15 protein-coding genes, 1 tRNA gene and 3 rRNA genes are annotated in these 25,619 nt (G+C 34.4%); all 19 read right to left on the bottom strand.

Going from position 1 to position 25,619, the window contains the following annotated elements:
• Nucleotides 1-161 precede the first annotated feature (161 nt).
• The 19 genes from J4863_RS07400 to J4863_RS07490 all read right to left on the bottom strand — a co-directional run bounded on the left by J4863_RS07400 (nucleotide 162) and on the right by J4863_RS07490 (nucleotide 25,350).
• Nucleotides 162-764 (bottom strand): GNAT family N-acetyltransferase, encoded by a 603-nt coding sequence (locus J4863_RS07400; protein ID WP_211618126.1) that lies wholly within the window; start codon nucleotides 762-764, stop codon nucleotides 162-164.
• A 25-nt stretch (nucleotides 765-789) separates the two neighbouring features.
• The gene (locus J4863_RS07405) at nucleotides 790-1,665 is read right to left on the bottom strand and encodes a prephenate dehydrogenase (protein WP_249111501.1); all 876 of its coding nucleotides are present in this window, start codon (nucleotides 1,663-1,665) and stop codon (nucleotides 790-792) included.
• Nucleotides 1,666-2,004: 339 nt separating this feature from the next.
• Nucleotides 2,005-3,006: a hypothetical protein gene (locus J4863_RS07410; RefSeq protein ID WP_211618128.1), complete on the bottom strand. Its 1,002-nt coding sequence runs from the start codon at nucleotides 3,004-3,006 to the stop codon at nucleotides 2,005-2,007.
• Nucleotides 3,007-3,027: 21 nt separating this feature from the next.
• A complete protein-coding gene (gene aroF / locus J4863_RS07415; RefSeq protein ID WP_211618129.1) occupies nucleotides 3,028-4,047 on the bottom strand; it encodes a 3-deoxy-7-phosphoheptulonate synthase in 1,020 nt (339 codons plus the stop codon).
• A gap of 113 nt (nucleotides 4,048-4,160) precedes the next feature.
• Nucleotides 4,161-5,183, bottom strand: coding sequence for a 3-deoxy-7-phosphoheptulonate synthase (aroF, locus tag J4863_RS07420; RefSeq protein WP_211618130.1), 1,023 nt, complete (start codon nucleotides 5,181-5,183; stop codon nucleotides 4,161-4,163).
• 997 nt (nucleotides 5,184-6,180) lie between these two features.
• A tRNA-Asn gene (locus J4863_RS07425) sits at nucleotides 6,181-6,257 on the bottom strand.
• A 31-nt stretch (nucleotides 6,258-6,288) separates the two neighbouring features.
• Nucleotides 6,289-6,401 (bottom strand): 5S ribosomal RNA (gene rrf, locus J4863_RS07430).
• Nucleotides 6,402-6,450: 49 nt separating this feature from the next.
• A 23S ribosomal RNA gene (locus J4863_RS07435) occupies nucleotides 6,451-9,361 on the bottom strand.
• Between the two features lie 120 nt (nucleotides 9,362-9,481).
• A 16S ribosomal RNA gene (locus tag J4863_RS07440) occupies nucleotides 9,482-10,993 on the bottom strand.
• The 16S, 23S and 5S rRNA genes sit together here with 1 tRNA gene alongside, the layout of an rRNA operon.
• A 286-nt stretch (nucleotides 10,994-11,279) precedes the next feature.
• Complete coding sequence (gene nifJ / locus J4863_RS07445) at nucleotides 11,280-14,852, bottom strand: pyruvate:ferredoxin (flavodoxin) oxidoreductase (protein WP_211618131.1); 3,573 nt, start codon at nucleotides 14,850-14,852, stop codon at nucleotides 11,280-11,282.
• 203 nt (nucleotides 14,853-15,055) lie between these two features.
• The gene (locus J4863_RS07450; protein ID WP_211618132.1) at nucleotides 15,056-15,895 is read right to left on the bottom strand and encodes a sulfate ABC transporter permease; all 840 of its coding nucleotides are present in this window, start codon (nucleotides 15,893-15,895) and stop codon (nucleotides 15,056-15,058) included.
• 14 nt (nucleotides 15,896-15,909) lie between these two features.
• A complete protein-coding gene (gene cysT / locus J4863_RS07455; RefSeq protein WP_211618133.1) occupies nucleotides 15,910-16,758 on the bottom strand; it encodes a sulfate ABC transporter permease subunit CysT in 849 nt (282 codons plus the stop codon).
• Between the two features lie 34 nt (nucleotides 16,759-16,792).
• Entirely contained in the window at nucleotides 16,793-17,824 is a 1,032-nt protein-coding gene (locus J4863_RS07460; protein ID WP_211618134.1) for a sulfate ABC transporter substrate-binding protein, read from the bottom strand.
• 37 nt (nucleotides 17,825-17,861) lie between these two features.
• Entirely contained in the window at nucleotides 17,862-19,547 is a 1,686-nt protein-coding gene (locus J4863_RS07465) for a sulfate adenylyltransferase subunit 1 (RefSeq protein ID WP_211618135.1), read from the bottom strand.
• Nucleotides 19,547-20,449 (bottom strand): sulfate adenylyltransferase subunit CysD, encoded by a 903-nt coding sequence (gene cysD / locus J4863_RS07470; RefSeq protein WP_211618136.1) that lies wholly within the window; start codon nucleotides 20,447-20,449, stop codon nucleotides 19,547-19,549. The genes J4863_RS07465 and cysD overlap by 1 nt, the downstream gene beginning before the upstream one ends.
• 59 nt (nucleotides 20,450-20,508) lie before the next feature.
• Nucleotides 20,509-20,838, bottom strand: coding sequence for a ferredoxin family protein (locus tag J4863_RS07475; protein ID WP_147003031.1), 330 nt, complete (start codon nucleotides 20,836-20,838; stop codon nucleotides 20,509-20,511).
• The gene (locus tag J4863_RS07480) at nucleotides 20,822-22,582 is read right to left on the bottom strand and encodes an adenylyl-sulfate reductase subunit alpha (RefSeq protein ID WP_211618137.1); all 1,761 of its coding nucleotides are present in this window, start codon (nucleotides 22,580-22,582) and stop codon (nucleotides 20,822-20,824) included. Before J4863_RS07480 ends, J4863_RS07475 begins: the two co-directional genes overlap by 17 nt.
• 24 nt (nucleotides 22,583-22,606) lie before the next feature.
• Nucleotides 22,607-23,671 carry a sulfate/molybdate ABC transporter ATP-binding protein gene (locus tag J4863_RS07485; protein WP_211618138.1) on the bottom strand — a complete coding sequence of 355 codons (1,065 nt, stop codon included), beginning with the start codon at nucleotides 23,669-23,671 and terminating at the stop codon, nucleotides 22,607-22,609.
• A gap of 35 nt (nucleotides 23,672-23,706) precedes the next feature.
• Nucleotides 23,707-25,350, bottom strand: a complete 1,644-nt coding sequence (locus J4863_RS07490; RefSeq protein WP_249111502.1) for a nitrite/sulfite reductase — start codon at nucleotides 25,348-25,350, stop codon at nucleotides 23,707-23,709.
• Nucleotides 25,351-25,619 lie beyond the last annotated feature (269 nt).

The raw sequence follows: 25,619 nt of genomic DNA on the forward strand, positions 1-25,619 counted from the left end.
CTCAAAAACTATGAATATTTTACTCAACCATTAAATTTACATAATTTTTAACAGTTTAATTTTAAATAGTTTTTAGCATATTTTTCTAAAAACAATCGTATATTAAAATATAGCAAAACCACTAAATCCAACAATTTAAAATGATTTTACTATATAATTTTTTATTTCAAGTTATATCTTTTTTCAAGTTCTCTTTTTATATAAATCGACTGAAACTCTTCTTTTAACATATCCATTATAATCACATCATAAGTTTTTCCCATAATTTCAACCGCTTTCCGTAACCGTCCTACTTCCTTAAATCCAATTTTTTTATACAAATTATAGGCTGGTTCATTATATTCGAATACTTTTAGCGATATATTTCTCAAATTTAAAAATGAGAAACCATAATCAAGTATTAATTTCAGAGCCTCTGTTCCATAACCTTTTCGCTGATGTTTAGGATTTCCTATTAGAACTCCCAATGCACCGTTTCTATTTACCATATCTAATGAATTAAATCCAATATTTCCCAAAAGTTCATCATTTTCAAGTAGTCTAACAGCAAATATTTTTTCTTTTTTTATTGAAGTTAAAAATTCCTTTTCACTTTCAAAATCTGTAATATTTGTATAAGAAACAGAACCTAAACCAACTGAAACTTTTATATCATTAACCATCTCAGTATACTCTTCAATATCATCAAGAGAAATTGGTGAAAAATAAATATTATCTCCAATCAATGTTTTCAAATACTTTTTCTTTTCAGAATTATTTTCCATTTCATTCCTCCCAAATTAATTTCTATTAATCTATTTTCTCCCTACGTTTCGTAGAAATTATAAATTTCTCTTTTAATGTCCCCAAATCATTATTATTCAAGGCATCTTTAATTACATCCAATTCCTTTTCAAACTGCTGTATCATTTTCAAAAGATTCTTTTTATTTCCCATAAACAGCTCTGCCCACAAATCTTCATTTATTTTCGCAATTCTCGTCAAATCTCGATAAGAATCCCCAATAAAACGATTTGTATCATACTTCTCACTATCACTATTCACAAGCGAAACCGCAATCGCATGAGTAAGCTGACTCGTAAACGCAATAATCTCATCATGTTCCTGTGCCGTAAGAAAACTAACTTTCTTGAATCCCATCAATCTTACAATTTCTGAAAGCAATTCCAAATTTTCCTTTTTATTTTTTTCATCCTTAATAATTATATAATTTGCATTTTGAAAAACACGGTTATCCGCAAAATCAATTCCTCTTTTTTCACGCCCTGCCATCGGATGTCCAAAAATAAAGTCAATATTTTTCCCATTCTTTTTATTACTTTTCTCAATAATCGGATCAATATCTCCAATAATTTTCTCCTTAATACCCACAACATCAGTAATTATAGCATTTTCCTTAAAATTATCAATATTATTCACAAAAAACGATTTCATCAAGTTAGGATAAAGAGTAATTACAACAAAATCTGATTTTTCCAAAGGGTCCTTAGTTTCAAGGAAGCCTTTATTTATCATTTTTTTTTCTTCTGCCTTCTTTATCGTCTCCTCATCAATATCAATTCCGTAAATAGTCTTGATACCGATTTCCTTAAAACTTTGCGCAAAAGCTGCCCCAATCACTCCAAGTCCTACTATCGTTACTGTTAAATCTTCTATTTTTTTCAAAATTGTAAACACCTCTTTTTACAAATTTTTTAGCCATTTGAAAAAGTAAAAACTTTCAATAAAACAGCATTTTTATATTTTTAGCTTTATTATTTTTCTTCATTATCTGTCAAAGGGTCTTGATCCTCTGTGATTATAATGCTGTTGTTCACTATTTATTGCTTTCACTTTTACAACCAGCTAACAATTTTTCTTATAAATAATTACTATAGCCAAATACTGTACACAAAATATGAAAATTTTTATTAAATTGTTCACCAGTCCAATTCTTTTGAACTTGACAAAGAGTCAAGACTCCTTGGTTCATAATATTTGCTTTATTAGTGCAGAACATAACTATTAATTATTCCACCAGCTTTTATTCTGCTTTTCCAATTTTTTCATTTCTTCCGTTCTTCCTTGTGACTTATAAATTTCTATTAGCATATTTCGCTCGTATGTTTTACCATCCGTTGGATGTTTAAATGCCATAGAATTTTTATATGCCTTTTCAGCTTCAACAAAATTATTTTGCAAAAAATATATATCTCCTATTCTAACCCAATAATCTCGGGCATCAAATTTTTGAGTTTTATTAGATATTTTTTCTATTGCCAATTTATAATACTTTATTGCATTTTCATAATTTTGGGTTTTATAATCGTACATTTGAGCTAATGAAGCATAATCAGGCTGATAGTTCTCTAATTCAATTAACTGTAAATAAGTTTTTTCTGCTAAATCATATTTTTTCAAACTTACATAAAAACTTGCCAATGTTCTTAAAATCCGAATATCACCTGTTTCTTTATAATTATTCTGATATTCTTGCAATTTCTGTTCACCAAAACTGTTATCCTTACTCTTTCTTTCTAAAGTTTCTTGAGCTGGTTTATATCCTTTATCAGCAGCTTCTTTCAATAATTTATTTCCTTTTTCATCCTGTTTTATCCAAATATAAAATTCTCCTAGATCATTCAATGCTTTTATATCACCAGATTTTATTAAGTCATTATACCGTTCAATAATTTTTTCTTCCAATTCTTTAGTTTTTTCTATATTTACTTTTAAAACCGAACGTTCTATTGAATCTCTCCAATATCTGTAAAATAAAATAATTTTTTCTTTTATTTCTCTACTATTTTCTAAACTGTTATTTTCTTTTTCATATTTCAATAATAACTTCTCAGATTCTTCAAATTTTCTATTTCGAAAATAATAATCACTTAATTTTAACAGTGAATCCTTATCGCCTTTTTCAATTTGCTTTAAATATTGTTTTTCTTCTTTAGTGTAAGTTTCTTTAGCAAAAGAATTAATTGAAGAAATTATAATTAATAATAATAGCCATTTTCTTTTCATTTTTTACAACCTTCTAAAAATTTATTTAAAACTTTTCCCCAACACATTCGCAATTTTTTCCACATTTTCCATCAAATGTTTAAATACATCTTCTTTCAATGATTGTGGTCCATCTGACAACGCTTTATCTGGTTCTGGATGAACTTCTACCATAAGTCCATCTGCTCCTGCTGCCACTCCTGCCATTCCAAGTGGTTCTACCATCCAATATTTTCCTGTAGAGTGAGCTGAATCAACTATTATTGGTAAATGTGTCAATTTTTTTATCATCGGAACTGCATTTAAGTCAAGCACATTTCTATAAGCTGTTTCATAAGTTCTTATCCCTCTTTCACAAAGAACTACATTTTCATTTCCTCCTGCCAAAATATATTCAGCCGACATTAGCCATTCTTCAATTGTAGCACTCAATCCTCTTTTTAAAAGTACTGGAATATTTGTTTTTCCAACTGCTTTTAACAAGTCAAAGTTTTGCATATTTCTTGCTCCAAGCTGAATCATATCAACGTGTGGACCGAATTCATGTAATTGTGCAATCGACATTACTTCACAGATTATTGGAAGTCCTGTTTCTTCTTTTGCCTTTTTCATCAATTCAACCCCTTCCATTCCTAGTCCTTGAAACGCATATGGCGATGTTCTAGGTTTAACTACTCCACCTCTCAACATTGTTGCTCCATATTTTTTCACTATTCTTGCCGCTGTCATGATTTGTTCTTCATTTTCAACTGAACAAGGTCCTGCCATCATTACAAGATTATTTCCTCCAATTTCTACATCTCCAACTTTTACAATTGTATCTTCTGGATGAAATTTTCTACTTGCTCTTTTGTACGGCTCTTGCACTCTTTGAACATCCAACACATAGTCAAGCGATTGAATATGTTTAATATCAATTGTACTTATATCTCCAACCAATCCTAAAATAGAATATTCTTCCCCTACTATCAATTTAACCTTCACATTATTTTCTGCTTCTAATCTCGCAATCATTTCTTTCAATGTATCATGACTAATACTTCCATCAACTTTAATAATCATATATTTTTCTTTTAGTACAATATCAAAAAAACTTAATACTGTACACTCCTTTCTATAAAATAATTTTAAAATTTTCTATTTTTTTATTTTTTATCTTACCACATTTCCTATTTTTATTTCTTAAACGTTTTTCCCAACACATTCGCAATTTTTTCAACATCTTGCATCAAGTCTTCAAACACATCAAATTTTAACGATTGTGGTCCATCTGATAATGCTTTATCTGGTTCTGGATGAACTTCTACCATAAGTCCATCTGCACCTACAGCTACTCCTGCCATTCCCAATGGTTTTACCATCCAATATTTTCCTGTCGCATGTGCTGAATCCACTACTATCGGTAAATGTGTCAATTTTTTTATCATCGGAACTGCATTCAAATCCAATACATTTCTATAAGCTGTTTCATAAGTTCTTATCCCTCTTTCACAAAGAACCACATTTTCATTTCCTCCTGCCAAAATATATTCAGCCGACATTAGCCATTCCTCAATTGTCGCACTTAATCCTCTTTTCAACAACACTGGAATATTAGTCTTTCCAACTGCTTTCAACAAATCAAAATTCTGCATATTTCTAGCACCCAATTGAATCATATCCAAATGTGGACCAAATTTATCCAACTGTTCAATCGACATAACCTCACAAATTATTGGCAACCCTGTTTCTTCTTTCGCCTTTTTCATCAATTCGATTCCTTCCATTCCCAATCCTTGGAACGCATAAGGTGATGTTCTAGGTTTAACTACTCCACCTCTCAACATTGTTGCTCCTGCAGCTTTCACCGCTTTTGCCGTATCAATAATTTGTTTCTCATTCTCTACAGAACAAGGTCCTGCCATCATAACCAAATTATTTCCACCAATTTCTACATCTCCCACTTTTACAATTGTATCCTCTGGATGAAATTTTCTACTCGCTCGTTTATATGGCTCCTGAACCCTTTGAACATCCGCTACACTATCTATCGACAATATTCTATCCGTATCAATTACACTAGTATCTCCAACAACACCTATAATCGTATACTCCTCACCATACGAAAAATGCAATTTCAATTTATAATCATTTTGCAATCTTTCAATTATTCTTTCTAAATTTTCTTTTGATATTTTCGCATCTACTTTTACTATCATATATTCTCCTCCTAAAATTTCAAATAAGCCAATCCAAAAGACAAAATCATTAAACCAATAAATCTTATAAAATTTTCAATTTTTCTATTTTAAATATATTACATTTTATTATAAAATTTATCTAGAATTTTCCAAATACAAACATTTCTTCATCTTTTTTCGTTTTAAATAGCTTAATTTTCATTAAATAAAAAAACTCTTTTAAACATAAAAGAGAATACGGATAATTATTAACGATATACTTTTAGTTACAATAAATCTCTCAATTTAAATAACAACTTTCTACTCACTAAACTGACTATACTTTGAATTATCTAAATACACAAACCTACACAACATCATTTCAATATCAAAACTTATACTTAAAAAATCTCATTATTAAACAAACTCATCAATAATATTTCAATTCCAAATTTCAAAAATACTTTCAAATTTTAGCTACAACCAACAAGATTCACCAATCAAAATTCAATTTTTCCCATAACCATCTAAATAACTACAACTTTTTGATTTTATAAAAATTTATATCAATTTCTAGACAGTAAACTTTAATTAAATCAAACTACAATTATTACATCTAAAATATTTATTACTATTTATTGAAAAAATAAATCATTATTTCAAATATTATTTTGACATATTTTTATCCTAAATTTAAAAAATTTCATTCTCAACTTAAATTAAAATACTTATAATAACTACAGAATACTTATAAGTTTCATATTTCATGATCATATTCAAAATAACATATCATTTCTAATTTTTCTACTATCCTACTATCCTACTTTTATTTAATTACTATTATTCATTTCATTAATTTATAACTATCAGTAATATACCAAATATCACTTTATTTGTCAAATATATATAATTACTTATATTATATATCAAACTAATGATTATCTATCTGAATATTTTATTTATACTTAAACCTATTTAAAATTAAAGTATTAAAAATTTAAAGAAAGTTATTTTAATTTCTTTACAAATAAAAAAATGGCGTCCCCGGTTGGACTCGAACCAACGACCCTCTGATTAACAGTCAGATGCTCTAACCAGCTGAGCTACGGAGACACTCTTTTTTAATAAGAATATATATTAAAAAGTTTGGCAATTTCCTATTTTCCCTAGATAACTCTAAGTATCTTCGGCGTAAACAGACTTAACTACTGGGTTCGAAATGTAACCAGGTGTATCCCTGTCGCTATTGTCACCAAACTTAAAACTTAATAAAGACAATGAGAAATAAATAGTATGGTAAAAAGAATATTAAAAGCTTTCGTATTATTAGTACTGGTCAGCTAAATATATCTCTATACTTACACCTCCAGCCTATCACCACCTGTTCTCGATGGATACTAAAAGAACACTCATCTCAAAGTGGGCTTCTCACTTAGATGCTTTCAGCGATTATCCCTTCCAAACGTGACTACTCAGCCATGCCACTGGCGTGACAACTGATACATCAGAGGTTTGTCCATCCCGGTCCTCTCGTACTAAGGACAGATCTTTTCAATATTCTAGCGCCTGCAGTGGATAGGGACCGAACTGTCTCACGACGTTCTGAACCCAGCTCGCGTGCCTCTTTAATGGGCGAACAGCCCAACCCTTGGGACCTTCTCCAGCCCCAGGATGAGACGAGCCGACATCGAGGTGCCAAACACTTCCGTCGATATGGACTCTTGGGAAGTATCAGCCTGTTATCCCCGGGGTAGCTTTTATCCGTTGAGCGATGGCCCTTCCATACGGAACCACCGGATCACTAACTCCTACTTTCGTACCTGCTCGACCCGTCAGTCTCGCAGTCAAGCTCCCTTATGCGTTTGCACTCTTAGGTTGATTTCCATCCAACCTGAGGGAACCTTTGAACGCCTCCGTTACTCTTTTGGAGGCGACCGCCCCAGTCAAACTGCCCACCTAGCACTGTCTCCGATACCAGATTAGAATTTCAACAACATATGGTTGGTATTCCAACAGCGACTCTGTAACAACTGACGCCATTACTTCACAGTCTCCCAACTATCCTATACACACATTGCCAAAACCCAATGCCAAGCTACAGTAAAGCTCCACGGGGTCTTTCCGTCCTACTGCAGGTAGTCGGTATCTTCACCGACATTACAACTTCACCAGGCCTCCAGCCAAGACAGCTCTCAAATCATTTCACCATTCGTGCAGGTCGGAACTTACCCGACAAGGAATTTCGCTACCTTAGGACCGTTATAGTTACGGCCGCCGTTCACCGGGGCTTCAATTCGGATCTCTCAATCCTCCTCTTAACCTTCCGGCACTGGGCAGGTGTCAGCCCATATACGTCGCCTTTCAGCTTAGCATAGACCTGTGTTTTTGGTAAACAGTTGCTTGAGACTCTTCACTGCGACCTATTTCCCCTTGAAGTGTTTCTCTTCTCAAGTAATATAGGCACCCCTTCTCCCGAAGTTACGGGGCTATTTTGCAGAGTTCCTTAGCTAGAGTTAGCCTGTCGGCCTTAAGTTTCTCACTCTGTCCACCTGTGTCGGTTTACAGTACGGGCACTTAATTTCCTCCTTAGAAGTTTTTCTTGGCAGTGTAGGATTTGTGACTTACACCAAGAGGTGCTTACCCATCAGTTCTCACGTTTAAGCATACGGATTTGCCTATATGCTCACGCTATTTCCTTAGAAAGGCTAAACCGTCAGCCTTCTCACATACCTTCCTGCGTCACTCCATCAGTAATAACGTTAATTAAGTGGTATAGGAATATTAACCTATTTTCCATTCGCCTGCGCTACTTAGCCTCGGCTTAGGTCCCGACTTCCCCAGGGCGGACAAACCTTCCCCTGGAAACCTTGGACTTCCGGCCGGCGGGATTCTCACCCGCCTTCTCGCTACTCATTCCTGCATTCTCACTTCTGATACCTCCAGCAGGCCTTACAGCCTGCCTTCATCGGCTTACAGAACGCTCTCCTACCAAGATGCGAAAGCATCTTCCACAGCTTCGGTTTATGTCTTAGCCCCGTTACATCTTCGGCGCAGATACTCTCGACCAGTGAGCTATTACGCACTCTTTTAAGGTATGGCTGCTTCTAAGCCAACCTCCTGGTTGTCTGTGAATATCCACCTCCTTTCCCACTTAGACATAATTAGGGACCTTAGCTGGTGGTCTGGGCTGTTCCCCTTTTGTCCACGGACCTTATCATCCATAGACTCACTCCTAATCATTAATATATGGTATTCGTAGTTTGCTTGATTTCGGTAAGCAATACGCCCCCTAGATCATACAGTGCTCTACCCCCACATATCTTAAAATTAAGGCTGCACCTAAATGCATTTCGGAGAGAACGAGCTATCTCCTAGTTCGATTGGCTTTTCACCCCTAGACCTATCTCATCTCCCAACTTTTCAACGGCGGTGAGTTCGGTCCTCCACTAAGTCTTACCTTAGCTTCAACCTGGACAGGCCTAGATCACTAGGTTTCGCGTCTATGACATACGACTTGTCGCCCTATTAAGACTCGGTTTCCCTTCGGCTCCATTCTTTTTAACCTTGCCATATATCATAACTCGCAGGATGATTAACCAAAATCCACGCAGTCACTCTTGCGAGCTCCTACCGTTTGTAAGCACACGGTTTCAAATTCTATTTCACTCCCTTACTCAGGGTTCTTTTCACCTTTCCCTCACGGTACTCTTCTCTATCGGTCAACAAAAGTATTTAGCCTTACGTGATATGGTCCACGCTGATTCACACCAAATTCCTCGTGCTTGATGCTACTCGGGTGCTTTAAGTTTCACTAATAGTTTTACGTTCTACAGGACTATCACCTTCTTTGGTCCAGCTTCCCAGCTGTGTTCCACTTACTCTACTAGTAAAATGACTTTATGGCTATTAGTCTATTAAAGTCCCTCTACCCCATATACACAACGTCGCCAACTTACATGTATATGGTTTAGGCTGTTCTCCGTTCGCTCGCCGCTACTTAGAGAATCGTTTTTACTTTCTTTTCCTCCCGTTACTTAGATGTTTCAGTTCACGGACTTACCTCTTTCGCATATGTGATCTACACATATAGGTTTTCCCATTCGGACATCTTGGCATCAAAGGTTATGTGCACCTCCGCCAAGCTTTTCGCAGCTTATCACGTCCTTCATCGGCTTTTGTTGCCTAGGCATCCTCCGTGTGCCCTTAATAGCTTTTTATTCTAACTCTAACAGTTTTCCTGTTTTCATTGTAATCTTTTTACCTACTATTCATTTCCCATTGTCCTTATACTAGAAGAAACATAATCCAAACAGATTTAGTATTTATATACTCCTTAGAAAGGAGGTGATCCATCCGCACCTTCCGGTACGGATACCTTGTTACGACTTCACCCCAATCACTATCCACACCTTAGGTACCTTCCTCCTTACGGTTGAACCAGTAACTTCAGGTGCAAACAACTCTCGTGGTGTGACGGGCGGTGTGTACAAGACCCGAGAACGTATTCACCGCAACATTGCTGATTTGCGATTACTAGCGATTCCAACTTCATGAAGTCGAGTTGCAGACTTCAATCCGAACTTAGATTGGCTTTTTAGTTTTGCTCCACGTCACCGTTTTGCTCCTCTTTGTACCAACCATTGTAGCACGTGTGTAGCCCAGATCATAAGGGGCATGATGACTTGACGTCATCCCCACCTTCCTCCTGCTCTTCGCAGGCAGTCTAGTTAGAGTCCCCAACTTAATGATGGTAACTAACTATAGGGGTTGCGCTCGTTGCGGGACTTAACCCAACATCTCACGACACGAGCTGTCGACAGCCATGCACCACCTGTCTCTACGTTCCCGAAGGCACGGCCTGTTCTCACAGGCCTATGTAGGATGTCAAGATCTGGTAAGGTTCCTCGCGTTGCGTCGAATTAAACCACATGCTCCACCGCTTGTGCGGGTCCCCGTCAATTCCTTTGAGTTTCAACCTTGCGGTCGTACTCCCCAGGCGGATTACTTATCGCATTAGCTTCGGCACAGACACTCTTCATGCCCACACCCAGTAATCATCGTTTACAGCTAGGACTACCAGGGTATCTAATCCTGTTTGCTCCCCTAGCTTTCGCACTTCAGCGTCAGTTGCTGTCCAGTGGACTATCTTCATCATCGGCATTCCTACACATATCTACGAATTTCACCTCTACTCGTGTAGTTCCGTCCACCTCTCCAGCACTCTAGATATACAGTTTCAAAGGCAAGCTTTGAGTTGAGCCCTAAGTTTTCACCCCTGACTTGTATATCCGCCTAGATGCCCTTTATGCCCAATAATTCCGGATAACGCTTGCGACATACGTATTACCGCGGCTGCTGGCACGTATTTAGCCGTCGCTTCTTCTGCAGGTACCGTCACTTTCTTCTTCCCTGCTGAAAGCACTTTACAATCCGAAAACCGTCTTCGTGCACACAGAATTGCTGGATCAGAGTCTCCTCCATTGTCCAATATTCCCCACTGCTGCCTCCCGTAAGAGTAAGGGCCGTATCTCAGTCCCCTTGTGGCCGTTCATCCTCTCAGACCGGCTACCTATCTTCGTCTTGGTGAGCCGTTACCTCACCAACTAACTAATAGGACGCAAAGCTCTCTCTTAGCATCTCTTTTCATTAAAGCTTCATGCGAAGCTTTAATAATATCTAGTTTTATCAGTCGTTTCCATCTGTTATCCCAGACTAAGAGGCAAGTTCTTTACGCGTTACTCACCCGTCCGCCATGGTTATCACGGTGCAAGCACCGTTTCCCCATTGACTTGCATGTGTTAAGCATTCTGTCAGCGTTCATCCTGAGCCAGGATCAAACTCTTCATTCAATATTTATTTTCACCTTTTAAAGTCTTATTGACAGGAACTTTTTTATTATTAAAAGTCCTTATTTATTACATCTTTCATGGTATATGCTTCTTCTATTTATTTGTTTATTGTACAAGATACATTTTTGTATCGACAAGAGGTATTATATCAAAAACAAAAATATTTGTCAACTACTTTTTTTAATTTTTTTTGAAAACTTTACTACTTTTTAAAAATTAAAGAACTGTCTCAAAATTTTAATTATTTTTAAGACAGTTCTTTCAAAAATTATATTTTACTATTCTATTATTCTTCTATTGAATAATCCATTGCCGCCATACGTTTATAATAATTCCAGTTATCCTTAGCATTTTTCAAATTTGTTTCCAGCAATTCTTTTGCCTTTTCAGGAAATTCTGCAGCCAAAGTTGCATATCTTCTTTCTCCTAGTAAAAATTCTTCATATTTTTCCCAAGCTGGATTTCTTGTATCCAATTGCAATGGATTTTTACCTTTTTCGGCTAATCTTGGATCAAATCTAAAAATTGGCCAATATCCTACTTCTGTTGCTAATTTTTCTTCTGTTTGGAATTTACCCATACCTGCTTTTATACCGTGTTCAATACAAGGTGAATAAGCTATTATTATTGATGGTCCTGGATATGCTTCCGCTTCTTTTATTGCTTTTAGTGTTTGGTTTTGGTTTGCTCCCATTGACACTTTGGCAACATAGATATTTCCGTAAGTCATTAATATTGCGGCTAAATCTTTTTTCTTGGCTGGTTTTCCTGAGGCTGCAAATTTTGCAACTGCTCCAGTTCTTGAAGATTTTGATGATTGACCTCCTGTATTTGAGTAAACTTCTGTATCAAGTACAAGTATGTTTACGTCATCTCCAGAGGCTAGAACATGATCAAGTCCACCAAACCCTATGTCGTAGGCCCATCCGTCTCCACCAAACATCCAGATAGATTTTTTGATTAAGTATTGTTTTAATTCTAATATTTCAGAAATATTATTTTTTACTTTTTCATTTGTATTTTTAGAGTTTTCCTTTTCTAACGCTGCTACTAATTCATCACGTATTTCTGTAGTTTTATCTCCATCATCAAAATTTTCTGAAAATTTATTAAATAATTCAAAAAGTTCTGAAGAAACATCTTCTTTTATTTCTTCCATTCTTTTTAAAATTCTGTGGCGAATTGTATTTACAGCTTGGAACATTCCATATCCATATTCGGCATTGTCTTCGAATAATGAAGATGCCCATGCAGGTCCGCAACCACTTTCAGCCGTTGTATATGGTGATGATGGTGTTGAGGCTCCATAAATTGATGAACATCCTGTTGCATTTGCTATGATCATTCTTTCTCCGAATAATTGTGTTACTAACTTAATGTATGGTGTTTCTCCACAACCTGCGCATGCTCCAGAAAATTCAAATAATGGTTTTGCAAATTGTGAACCTTTTACTGTTCCTTTATTCATCAATTTATCTTTGTATAAAACATTATCGAATAAGTAATCTGTATATTCTATTTCGTGATTATCAATTTGTGATTCTATTGATTTCATAACAATTGCTTTTCCTTTTGGAGCTGGACAAACATCGACACACGCACTACATCCTGTACAATCTAAAGGTGATACTTGAATTTTATATTGTAATCCTTCGAATGCTTTTCCACCTAATGCTTTTACTGTTGGCATTCCTTCTGGTGCTTTTGCCATCTCTTCTTCATCTAATAAAAATGGTCGTATTACAGCGTGCGGACAAACATAGGCACATTGATTACATTGTATACACATGTCTGGTTGCCATTCTGGTACTTCTGACGCTACTCCTCTTTTTTCGTAATTTGCAGTTCCTGGTTGGAAAGTTCCGTCTACCATTCCTGTTTCTATGATTGATGAAACTGGTAATTCGTTACCTTTCATATGGTTAATCGGGTCTACAATTTTTTTGATAAATTCAGGTTTTGCTGCTTCGATAATTTGTTCGTTTACTTCAAGGTCTGCCCATTCTGGTAATACTTCCACTTGTTCTAAACCATCAATTCCTCTGTCAATAGCATTCCAGTTCTTTTGAACTACGTCTTTTCCTTTTCTTCCGTAACTTTTTTCTGCATATTCTTTCATATACTCTTTTGCTTCTTCGTGCGGAATTACTTCTGAAAGATAGAAAAAGGCTGATTGCATAATTGTATTTGTTCTATTTCCTAATCCAATTTCTTTAGCTAATTTTGTAGCATTTATAATGAAAAATTTAATTTTTTTTCTAGCTAACTCTCGTTTAATTTCATTTGGTATGCTTGGAATTAATCTTTCTTTATCCCAAATTGTGTTTAATAGGAATGTTCCTCCTTCTTTTAACCCAGAAATCATATCGTATTTTCCAAGGTATGCAGGTGCTGAACAAGCTACAAAACCTGGTCTTGTAACTAAGTAAGTTGAGTGAATTGGATCTTTACTGAATCTCAAATGTGATCTTGTCACTCCTCCTGCTTTTTTAGAATCGTACGCAAAATAACCTTGTGCATACAAGTCTGTTTTATCTCCAATAATTTTTATCGAATTTTTATTAGCTCCAACAGTTCCATCTGAACCAAGTCCATAAAATAAGCACTCTTTCACATCTTCATTTCCTGTGAAAACTTCTTCTTCAAGTGCAAGTGATGTAAATGTAACGTCATCAACAATTCCTATTGTAAAATTATTTTTAGGCTCTTTTTGTGCAATATTTTTGAATACTGCTACAATTTGTTCAGGTGTTGTATCTTTTGATGACAATCCGTATCTTCCACCTACAATTTCAGGCGCATTTTCTTTTCCGTAATAAAGTGCTTTTACGTCCATGTATAATGGTTCTCCTAATGCTCCTGGCTCTTTTGTTCTGTCAAGTACGACAATTTTTTTCACGCTTTTTGGCATTGCATCGAAGAAATATTTGCTTGAAAAAGGTCTGTATAAGTGAACGTTTAACACTCCTACATTTTCTCCTTTTTTATTTAAATAATCTACAACTTCTTTAATTGTTTCGTTTACAGATCCCATTGCAACAATAACTCTTTCGGCGTTTTCTGCTCCGTAATAAACAAACGGTGCATAATATCTTCCTGTTTTTTCGCTAATTTTTTTCATGTAGTCGTTTATAATATCAGGTACAGCTTCATAAAATTTATTTTGAGCTTCTCTTGCTTGGAAATAAATATCATCATTTTGTGCTGTTCCTCTAGTTACTGGTTTTTCTGGATTTAATGCTCTTTCTCTAAATTCTCTAACTGCTTTTTTATCAAGTAAGCTTTCAAGAAAATCGTAATCCATAACTTCCACTTTATTTATTTCGTGTGATGTTCTGAAACCATCAAAAAAGTGCATAACAGGGACTCTTGATTTAATTGCTGCTAAATGTGCGATTCCTGCTAAGTCCATTACTTCTTGAACCGAGCTTGTTGCAAGCATTGTCCAACCTGTCATTCTTGCTGAATAAATATCTTGATGATCTCCAAATATTGATAATGCCTGTGTTGAAATAGCTCTTGCTGCTACATGCATTACTCCTGGTAGCAATTCTCCTGCTATTTTGTACATATTAGGTATTTTCAATAGTAATCCTTGAGATGCAGTAAATGTCGTAGTTAAAGCTCCAGCTTGTAAAGAACCGTGTACAATTCCTGCTGCTCCGGCTTCTGACTGCATTTCTACAACTTTCACTTGTGTTCCGAATAAGTTTTCCTTCCCGTATGATGCCCATTGGTCTACATGCTCTGACATAGTTGATGACGGAGTGATTGGATAAATTCCAGCAACTTCCGTAAATGCATAAGCTATGTGAGCTGCAGCTTGGTTACCATCCATTGTTTTCATATTTTTTGTCATTTTTCCCTCCAAAATTAAGAAATTTTATAACTATTTTACTTTAATAGTAACGCCGTTTTGAAATCAAACTTAAAAGCTATGACTATTTATTCAAATTTCTATTTTTCATTTGATTAATTTTTTAGAAATTTGAATTTGTTATAAAATTACAATTACATATACAATTATATATTTTCTAGTTCAAATTTGCAATTATTTTTTTATTAAATCCCTTTTTTAACAGATTTATGTTCAACAATATTTTTAATAATCAAAATTATTATCGAAATAAGTACTAAAAGTGAAGATACTGCAAAAGCTGCTGTTATTGACTCTGATGAACCTGATAAATAAAGTGCATCTATTTCTAGTGGCAATGTGAAAGTTCCTCCTCTTGCTTTTGAAAGTGCATTTACTGCACCAAATTCTCCTAATGCTCTTGCTGTACAAAGAATTATTCCATAAAGTAATCCCCATTTTATATGTGGTAATGTTATTTTTCTAAAAATTGTGAATCCATCTGCTCCCATTAGTGCCGCTGCCTCTTCCTCATCTTTTCCTTGCGCATTCAAGATTGGAACTATTTCCCTTGAAATAAATGGAAACGTTACAAAAACAGTTGCTAAAATTACTCCTGGAATTGCGAACACTATTTTTATATCTAATACAAAAAATTTATTCAATGCCGTAATATACGGTGCTGCCCAACCCATTCTTCCAAAGGTCATAATGAAAGCAAGACCTGCAACTACTGGTGAAATTGAAAAGGGAATGTCTATTAGTGTAGCTAAAATATGTTTCCCACGAAAAGAAAATTTTGTGAGAAGCCATGCTGCCGTTATTCCGAAAAAAGTATTTATAATTAGTGCTGAAATTGTTGCAATTATCGTTACTTTCAGGGCTGATAAAACATATTTGTCAGTTAGGCTTTTTATGTAAAATGCCCAGCCTTTTTGAAGTGAATTTATGATAATTGCTATTAGTGGCAATACTAGCATAATTCCAACAAATAGTAAACTTATTGTTATTAATACATATTTTATCGTGTTATTTTTTTTATCCATTGCTTTCCCCTTCCCTAAATATTGTTTGTTCGCTTAAATTGGTTCATTTGAACTAAGTTTATTAAAAATAAAAGTATGAATGAAAATATTAGCATTACTAAAGCTATAACAGTTGCTGAAGGATAGTCAACATAATTTAATTTTTGCATAATTACGTAGGAAATAACTTGTGTATGCTCTTTTAGGCTATTTCCTGAAATATAAATTACGCTTCCATATTCTCCAATTCCTCTCGAAAATGCAAGTCCAAATCCTGTCAAAAGTGCAGGTTTTATCTCTGGAAAAATTACTTTCCAAAAAGTTGTTTTTCTATCTGCACCTAATATGTACGCCGCTTCTTCGTACTGATTATCTAATTTTTCTAATATCGGCTGAACTGCCCTTACCACGAAAGGAATTCCAACGAAAATTAATGCAATTATTATTCCAATGTGAGTGTATGAAATTTTTATTCCAAATTTTGCAAAGTATCTTCCAACAATTCCAGTATCAGAATACATTTTTGAAAGCGTAATTCCTGCAACCGCAGTAGGCAAGGCAAAAGGCAATTCCAACATTCCATCTAAAAACCTTTTTCCAAAAAAATCGTATTTTACAAGTACCCACGCCAAAATTACTCCGAAAATACAATTTATAATGGCGGCAATGAATGAACAACCGACACTTGTAAAAAGTGCACTTAAAACTGCCTTTTCTGTTATAAGCTGCCAAAATTCAGAAGGTGACAATCGAAAGGAATAGACTAATATTGAGGCTAGCGGTATCAATATTAAAATTGACAACATTGCCAGTGATATTCCAAATGTCAGTCCAAAACCTGGAATTACAGTTTTTTCTTTTCTTTTTAAAGCTAATATTTTCATTTTTCACTCCTTCCATTTAAAACCTTTTTTATTTTTAATTTTCATAAATTTTATCAAATAAAGCACCTTCATTGAAAAATTTCTCATATGCTTTTTTCCATCCACCAAAATTATCTATTTTCGTCAATTTCATCTTTAAATCAAATTTATTTCCATATTTTTTTAAAACTTTTTGGTCATAAGGTCTATAACCGCTTTCAGCGATTATTTCTTGTGCCTTTTCAGAATATAGATATTTCAAGTATTCTGTGCTTATTTGATACGTTCCATCATTTTTTGCGATTTTATCGACTACTGCGACTGTCGGCTGAGCTAAAATACTCACACTTGGATAAACAATTTGATATTTGTCAGGATATTCCTTAACCGTTGCAATCGCCTCATTTTCCCATGCAATTAACACATCTCCCTGATTATTTTCCACAAAAGTTGTAGTCGCTGCCCTTGCTCCTGAATCCATTACAGCCACATTATCATAAATGCTCTTTACAAAACTTTTTATTTTATTTTCATCTTTTCCATATTTTTCAAGTCCATACGACCATGCTGCCAAAAAATTCCAGCAAGCTCCTCCACTACTTTTTGGATCAGGTGTTATTACTTTTACTCCTTTTTTTACTAAATCATTCCAATCCTTGATATTTTGTGGATTTCCTTTTCTTATAAGAAAAACGATTGTCGAGGTATACGGAGAAGAACTGCCTGGAAATTTATCTACCCAGCCTTTTTCTAGCAAATCTACTTTCTCAAGAAGTGCTACATCATTTTCCAAAGCTAATGTCACAACATCTGCATCAAGACCTTCAATTACTGAACGTGCTTGCAATCCTGACCCTCCGTGTGACTGGATAATATTCACATCCTTTCCATACTTTTCCTTGTAATATGCCTTAAACAGCCCATTATATCTCTCGTACAATTCACGGGTAGGATCATAGGAAACATTCACAATTTCCATTTTTTGCTTATTTTTTCCAATTTTACTGTTTTGTCGCATAATCCCTACAAAATAAAGTAAAATTATAATTGCAACAAATATCACTGGCACTTTCAGTTTTTTTAGCATATTTCCCTTCTCCTTTCCCTTTTTATTTAATAATTTTTTAAATCACGTAAAAACTATCTCCACTTACTATTCTTCTATAAGTCTCAAATTTTGCCCATTTTTTGTGAATTTCTACTTTATTTTTATTTTGATTATGGTCTGCAAGATAATTTTTCATATCTTCTCTAGTTTTTATCTGCAATCCAAATCCTGCTTCATCTAACACTGGAAGCCCTGTAAAGTGGTAATCTTCCAATTTCACAATATCAAAGATTTTACGGTCCCTAACTAAAACTGCCGCTTCGCTTTCAAGTGAAATAATGTCAAAATATTGCGGATACTCGAAGCTATCTCCCATTTGAGGCACAATATCGCCTACATGATACGTTTTTTCTCCTGTTTCTTCTTTAGACATTCTCGCATTTTCAAAATCAAAGTACAATTCTTCAAAAATATATCCACCAATTTTTATATCATCTTTTTCAAAATATGGTTTTTCTCCAGTCGTATCAATATTTTCCACTACTCCCGCAGCAGCCGTTTGATGAGAAAGTCTATCAATTAATATCAATTCTCCCAAAGTCTTATTTTTCTTAAACAAATCAACAATAACTTTATCTGAAAATTCAATTTTACAAAGAGCAATTTCATTTTTTGTAATACTTTGCGTTTTAATTTTTTCTCCAGTATTAACGTCAATTTTATAAACAATTTCCTTCAATATTGCAGGTAGTTTCTTTGTTCCAAGTTTTGCCAAATATTCTTTTCCAACAATTAACTTATCATCATCCATCCATAATAATGCAGCTTCAACCGATTTTGAAACTGGAAGATTTTTGTTTTTTGTAATAACAGAACCACGGCTCACGTCTACTTCTTTATCTAACTGAATCGTAATAGCTTGTCCTGAAAATGCCTCTTCCACATTTCTATCTCCATTTAAAATTGTTTTCACAGTTGCAGTCTCATTACTTGGTAACACAACAATTTCTTCTCCAACTTTTACAAAACTACTTTCAATTTGCCCTTGGAATCCTCTAAATTCATGATTTGGACGACAAACTCTTTGAATTGGTACATAAAAATCAGAATTTTTAGTATCTTCTGTTACATCAACTGTTTCCAAATATTCGATAATGCTTTCTTCCTTATACCAAGGCATATTTTCTGATTTTTTAGTAACATTATCTCCTTCAGTCGCACTTACAGGAATTATTTTTATATTTTCTAATTCCAATTCTTTTGCCAATTCCTTCACTTCATCGACAATTTTATTAAATTTCTCTTCGCTATAATTTGCTAAATCCATTTTATTTACTGCAAAAACGAAATGACGTATTCCGACCATTGAGCAAATTCTTGCGTGTCTTCTAGTTTGAACAAGTACACCTTTTGTAACATCTAAAAGCAAAATTGCAACTTCGGCAAACGAAGCTCCAACTGCCATATTTCTTGTATATTCTTCATGACCTGGCGTATCAGCCACAATAAAGCTACGTTTATTTGTAGTAAAATAACGATAAGCTACATCAATTGTGATTCCTTGTTCTCTTTCAGCCATCAATCCATCTAAAAGTAGCGAATAATCAATTGCTCCTCCACGTGATCCAACTTTACTATCTAAAATCAATGCTTCCTCTTGATCTGCATAAAGCAATTTCGAGTTATAAAGAATATTTCCAATCAATGTTGATTTTCCATCATCCACACTTCCACAAGTAATAAATTTTAATAATCTCACCATTAAAAATACCCCTCTCTTTTTCTTTTTTCCATGCTTGCTGCTCCACTATCTCTATCAATAACTCTACTTGTACGCTCAGATTCAACCGAACTTAATGTTTCATCAATTATTTCCTCCAAAGTTACAGCATCTGATTCCACAGCACCAGACAATGGATAATCTCCTAGCGTTCTAAAACGAACCATTTTAATTTCAGGCTCTTCGCCTTCTTCCAATCGCATTCTCTCATCATCAACCATGATTAAATTTCCATCTCTTTCCACAACAGGACGTTCTGCTGCCGAGTAAAGCGACACAATTGGTATATTCTCCTTTTGAATATATTCCCAAATATCTTTTTCAGTCCAATTAGAAATTGGGAAAACTCTGATACTTTCACCTTTACTAATCTCTGTATTGTAAAGTTTCCACATTTCTGGACGTTGATTTTTGGGATCCCATGCTTGTGCTGCATTTCTAAATGAGAAAATTCTTTCTTTAGCACGACTTTTTTCTTCATCTCTACGACCTCCACCAAATGCCGCAGTAAATCCATATTTATTAAGTGCCTGTTTCAACGCTTGTGTTTTCATAATATCCGTAAACGAAGATCCATGATCAAACGGATTAATATTTTTTTCAACTCCTTCAGGATTGATGTATTCGATCATTTCAATTCCAAGTTCTTTCGCCCTTTTATCACGAAAATTAATCATTTCCTTAAATTTCCAACCAGTATTTACATGTAGAAAAGGAAAAGGCGGTTTTTCAGGATAAAATGCCTTCATAGCCAAATGTAACATAACCGAGCTATCCTTCCCTATCGAATACAACATAACAGGATTTTCACATTCAGCTGCAACTTCCCGAATAATGTATATCGCCTCTGCTTCCAATTCATCTAAATGAGATAATTCATTCATATTATAAATCACCCTTTCTTTTTTCATATGTTTTAATAATTTTTAACTTCTCAAATTTTCTAATATTTATTAGCATCTTTTCTATTTATATCAATTTCTTCTACAGTTCCATCTCTTTTTTCAATAATCCATTTTAGAATATCGCCTTCCTCTTTAGTCGTCATCGTACTTCCATTTCCACCAATATCTGCTCCGAGGAAAAATGAAATCGCCTGAACTGGACATTCCTTCACGCAGGAAACACATCCCCAACAATCTTTTGGATATTGCATAACTGCCTTTTTGACCTTCATATCTTCAACTTTTTGCATCTCGATTAAAGTACCTGGACACACTTGCGTACATTTCGTACACCCAATACATTTATATGGATCAATTACTATGCTCATACTTGTCCTCCTTCACAATTTCCCTCGTAAATACTTCCAACTCTCCATCAACCAATCTCGAATTTACATATTTAAAATAATTTTCATCGGTTTCAGGATAATCTAAATTTTCATTAAATGAATGCCATCTAGTTTCTTTTCTAAAGAAAAGGTGTCCAATTAACGATTTACAAACCGTCAATCGCTCCTTCAATTCATAAGCAAACATCAAATCATGCATATTATCTGCCGAAAGCTCATCAGAAAGCTCTATCAACTGATCAATTTTCTGTTTTGCCAGTTTCAATTGTTTCTCGTTAAACTGATAATTTGTCGATATTCCACCTGCATACTCATCCATAATTTTCTGCATTCCCTCTTCCATATCTTCAGTTGAAAATCTTCTAGCCTTCGTATTTCTAATTTTTTCATATTGTCCAATAATTTGTTTTTTTTGATTATCCAAAAAGTTTTCCACATTTTCATCAAGTTTTCCACAATTTTTTTCATCATTCAATTTTGAAATTATATCAAGTGCAGCAATTTCTCCTTCTGCCAATGCTCCTGTAACATATTTTTGTGGACAGCCTCCAGCTACATCACCTGCTGCATAAAGTCCGTTAATCGTTGTTTCTCTATTCGTATTTACCCAAAAGCCGCTTGCAGTATGCCCTCCAACAATGTAAGGCTCTGTCCCTTCAATTTCTACATCTTGCTCATTTGGATTTTTTCCACTTTCAATCCACTTCAATGTTTGACTCGGTGCCATATTTAAATATGCTTTTAACAAACTATCGCTTTCATCTTCACTAATTCCACTTGTTTTCAAATAACAAGGCCCATTTCCAAGTTGATTTTCTCGCACAGTTCCATAAACACGCTCACTTGTTGTAAGTCCATATTTATCTTCATACACAAATCCTTTCGAATTTATCTGTTTTGCTCCAACCCCTTGAGCAATTGTCCCAACTGGTGCAATTGTATCCTTACATCTCAAAGCAATAAATCTCATTTCAAAAGTTGTCATCTCAGCTCCTGCCAAAATTCCCATCGCATATCCTGCCCCAGTATTAAATGGCGGATACCACATTTTATGTCGTGAAAATCCAGGATTGTTAGGTTTATATAGTCCAGCAGCTCCTCCTGTCGAAATTATAACTTTTTTTGCTCTAATCACAAACGCTTCCTCTTTTTTTATAGAAAATCCAATAGCTCCATAAACTTTCCCATCTTTTGTGAGCAAGTCCGTAATATTAAGCGTGTTCAAAACTCTCACATTTTTTGTCTTTTTCACCGCATCAGCAAGTATCGGCTTAAAATTTTCTCCATTTATTTTTATATTTCTGTTACCACGTGCTACATATTCTCCATTTTCATCCTTCAAAATTACAAGTCCTAATTTTTCCACTTCAGCCGTAATTTCGTTAAATCTATTCGCAGCAGTAATTAGCAAGTCATTCCGTACAATTCCATTCGCATCTTTTGTTGCATAATCCACATAATCTTGTGGCACACGCCCTTTTACATTGTAGGCATTTATCGCATTAATTCCAGCCGCAAGACATCCACTTCTTTTAATATTCGCCTTTTCAGCCACAATTACTGACAAATCAGAATTTTTCCCAATCGTAATCGCTGCATAACAACCAGCAGTCCCTCCACCGATAATCAAAACATCAGTTTCAAGCTCCTTAATTTTCAATTTTTCTCTTTTTTTGCTCTCTTTTTCATTGCCATTATTCTTAATTCCCTTATTTTCTGCCATAAAACACCTCACAATCTACAAAACCTAAATAATAACATCATTTTGATTTTTAATATTCGCATTTTCCACAAGTTCCACTTTTTCATCTTCACCAAAAGCATATGCCCTGTAAATATAAATATTCACTTTCTCATTCACAGAAACCGATTCTTCCTCAATTTTACGATTCCCTTTTATCAAAACTCCGTTTATTCTAACACCAATTTCAACCTCTTTCCCACGAAATAACGTATATTCCACTATTCCAGTTTCAACCGAAGCCGAATATCTAAAATTCTCATTTAACTTTATAACACTTACATTTTCTGGACGAATAATTGCCTTTTGTCCATTTTCTAAATTTTCAAAACCTTTAAATTTATTAATATTTTCCAACTCTGTAGGATTTCCCATAAATTTTGCCACAAACGCAGTCTTTGGATTGGTATAAATTTCTTTCGGCGTCCCAATTTGCTCGATTTTCCCTCGATTTGTAACAATAATTTCATCCGCTACTTCAATTGCTTCTTCCTGATCATGAGTCACAAAAATGCTTGTAATTCCCACTTTATCAATCGTTTCCCGTAACCAGTTCCTAAGATCTTGCCTAACTTTCGCATCAATTGCCGCAAAAGGTTCATCAAGTAACAATATTTCAGGATTCGGAGCCAATGCCCTTGCAAAAGCCACTCTTTGTCGCTGTCCTCCCGAAAGCTGATTTGGATATCGTTTCCCAAGTCCTTTAATATTCACAAGTTCCATCAATTTTTCCACTCGCTCTTTAATAACCGACTTTTTCTCCTTCGCAATTTTCAACCCAAAAGCAATATTATCAAAAACCGTCATATAACGAAACAATGCATAATTTTGAAAAACGAAACCGATCCCTCTTTTACTAGGTGAAACATCATTCACGACTTTCCCGTCTATCACAATTTCCCCAGAATCAGGTGTTTCCAATCCAGCAATCATTCGTAAAATTGTAGATTTCCCACTTCCTGAAGGTCCTAATAATGCCACTAGTTTCCCTTTTTTTATTCCTAAATTGATGTCATTTGACGCTTTATAGTCGTTATACATTTTATTTATATTTTTTAATTCAACATACATAGATTCTCTCCTATAGATTCTCTTGCTTTTTTATTTTACCAAGCCTTTTTTGCATCAGCATTACGAAAATCATTAAAATCAATCGCTTCAAGCTCAAATTCCTTATATTTTTCAATCAACTCAATAAATCGATCTTCATTCACAAGTTGCTCAAATTCAATATTTTCTGCTTTTATAATATTCGCAATATCTTCAAGAAAATATGGTATTTTAGTAGCTTTTATTTCTCCAATAATTTCATTTAATTTTACTACCTTATCATCAAATTTCCCTCTCGCAAAAATCGCAAAATATTCTCCATCTTTTTTACGTCTTCCACTAAATCCAAGTCTTGCAATTTGTGGAGTTGCACAAGAATTTGGACAACCAGAAATTTTTATTTGTGGCAAATAATTTGCAAGTTCTCTTTTTTCTGGCTTTTCAAAATATTGAAGAACATAATCCAATATAGGTGGCGTATCCAAAATCCCTACATTACAAGTTGTACTTCCGATACACGAATACGAATTAAAAAACTCACTTCCACCGTAATAATCACTCATCAATTCCTTCAACTTGAATAAATCTTCTCTCTCAAGTCCTCTCACAAGCAATCTCTGATTACTTGTAATTTTTATATCCACTTCATATCCTAAATTTCTTATAAATTCAGCCAATTTAAGCCCATCTTCTTTATAAATATTCCCACGATTAGGTCTCAAATAATATCCAAATTTACCATTTTTCCCAGCAACAATATTTGAATCTTCAAACTTTTCAAGCTCTTTAACTTCTCCTGCAAATAAATCTTTCTCTTGAGCTGCTTCATCTAGCAATTCTCTTGTATATTTTTTTAAGCTATCTCCTTTTTCAGCATAAAAATTTTCCACATACTCATTACACAATTTTAAAAATTCTTCTTCACCTAATTTTAATAATACGTATCTCAATCTAGCTCTAGCTCTTATTTTACGGTTCCCATGATCATTAAAAACATTTCTCATAGCATGAACATAATACAAAAATTCATCTTCCTCAATAAATTCTCTTAAAATTATCGCATTTGACGATATTGGTCCTAATCCTCCACCGACATACACTCTAAATCCTTTTTTTCCATCTTTAATTACCGCTTGAAATCCAATATCATTTATTTTTACATATAATGAATTTTCTTCTTTGTTAGAAAAAGCGATTTTGTATTTTCTTGGCAAATGCATAAAAGTTCTACCATTCAAAATATAATCTGTCGTTATTCGACTATGAGGTCCCACATCAAAAACTTCTTCCTCAAAACCAGTTGTTTCTGGCGTAATTACCGCCCTTGTAGAATCTCCACAAGTTGCTTTCGTAAAAAATCCCATTTTTGAAATTGCTTCCAAAACATTAGGTAAATTTTCCCTTTCAATTCCATGCAACTGAAAATCTTGTCTTGTAGTTATATGAAGTCTCCCATCTCCATATTTTTCCACAACTCCCAACAAATATTCTAATTCATCTGGCGTAATTTTACTCTCATAATAACGAGGACGCATCATATATGTCCCTTTTGCTCTCCCTTCAGTATAAAGTGCAAATGATGTTCTTATCGCATTCCACTCTTTTTCTTTCTCAGGGTCAGTCAAAGCCGCTTTCGTCAGCTTAATAATTTCTTGCAGTTCTTTAATTTCTGCCTCTTTCACAAAATCTCTTTCTCTCAATTTTCTCTCCTCCAAAAAATTTTTAAACAAAAAATCCGAACTTTTTACATTCGGATTTATTATCAAATATTGTGATTTTGTATGTCTCCGAATAGCCTTTTATTTTAATTAAAAACCGTCTACTCGAAGATTGAATAAATTTCTAACTTCTTGTAGACCTTATCATACACATACAACAACACATGCTATTTATTAAATTTAAATTGTTTTTTAACCTTTTCACTTTATTTCTCATTTTCTCTCCATCCTTTTTGTTTATTTTTCCCCTA

The sequence above is a fragment of the Leptotrichia sp. oral taxon 221 genome, from assembly GCF_018128245.1.
GTDB lineage: Bacteria > Fusobacteriota > Fusobacteriia > Fusobacteriales > Leptotrichiaceae > JABCPH02.

Coding starts and splice junctions, on each gene's coding strand:
- J4863_RS07450 (WP_211618132.1), bottom strand. CDS start 15,895: ATGGATAAAAAAAATAACACGATAAAATATGTATTAATAACAATAAGT.
- J4863_RS07460 (WP_211618134.1), bottom strand. CDS start 17,824: ATGCTAAAAAAACTGAAAGTGCCAGTGATATTTGTTGCAATTATAATT.
- aroF (WP_211618130.1), bottom strand. CDS start 5,183: ATGATAGTAAAAGTAGATGCGAAAATATCAAAAGAAAATTTAGAAAGA.
- aroF (WP_211618129.1), bottom strand. CDS start 4,047: ATGATTATTAAAGTTGATGGAAGTATTAGTCATGATACATTGAAAGAA.
- cysT (WP_211618133.1), bottom strand. CDS start 16,758: ATGAAAATATTAGCTTTAAAAAGAAAAGAAAAAACTGTAATTCCAGGT.
- nifJ (WP_211618131.1), bottom strand. CDS start 14,852: ATGACAAAAAATATGAAAACAATGGATGGTAACCAAGCTGCAGCTCAC.
- J4863_RS07475 (WP_147003031.1), bottom strand. CDS start 20,838: ATGAGCATAGTAATTGATCCATATAAATGTATTGGGTGTACGAAATGT.
- J4863_RS07485 (WP_211618138.1), bottom strand. CDS start 23,671: ATGTATGTTGAATTAAAAAATATAAATAAAATGTATAACGACTATAAA.
- J4863_RS07400 (WP_211618126.1), bottom strand. CDS start 764: ATGGAAAATAATTCTGAAAAGAAAAAGTATTTGAAAACATTGATTGGA.
- J4863_RS07480 (WP_211618137.1), bottom strand. CDS start 22,582: ATGGCAGAAAATAAGGGAATTAAGAATAATGGCAATGAAAAAGAGAGC.
- cysD (WP_211618136.1), bottom strand. CDS start 20,449: ATGAATGAATTATCTCATTTAGATGAATTGGAAGCAGAGGCGATATAC.
- J4863_RS07410 (WP_211618128.1), bottom strand. CDS start 3,006: ATGAAAAGAAAATGGCTATTATTATTAATTATAATTTCTTCAATTAAT.
- J4863_RS07465 (WP_211618135.1), bottom strand. CDS start 19,547: ATGGTGAGATTATTAAAATTTATTACTTGTGGAAGTGTGGATGATGGA.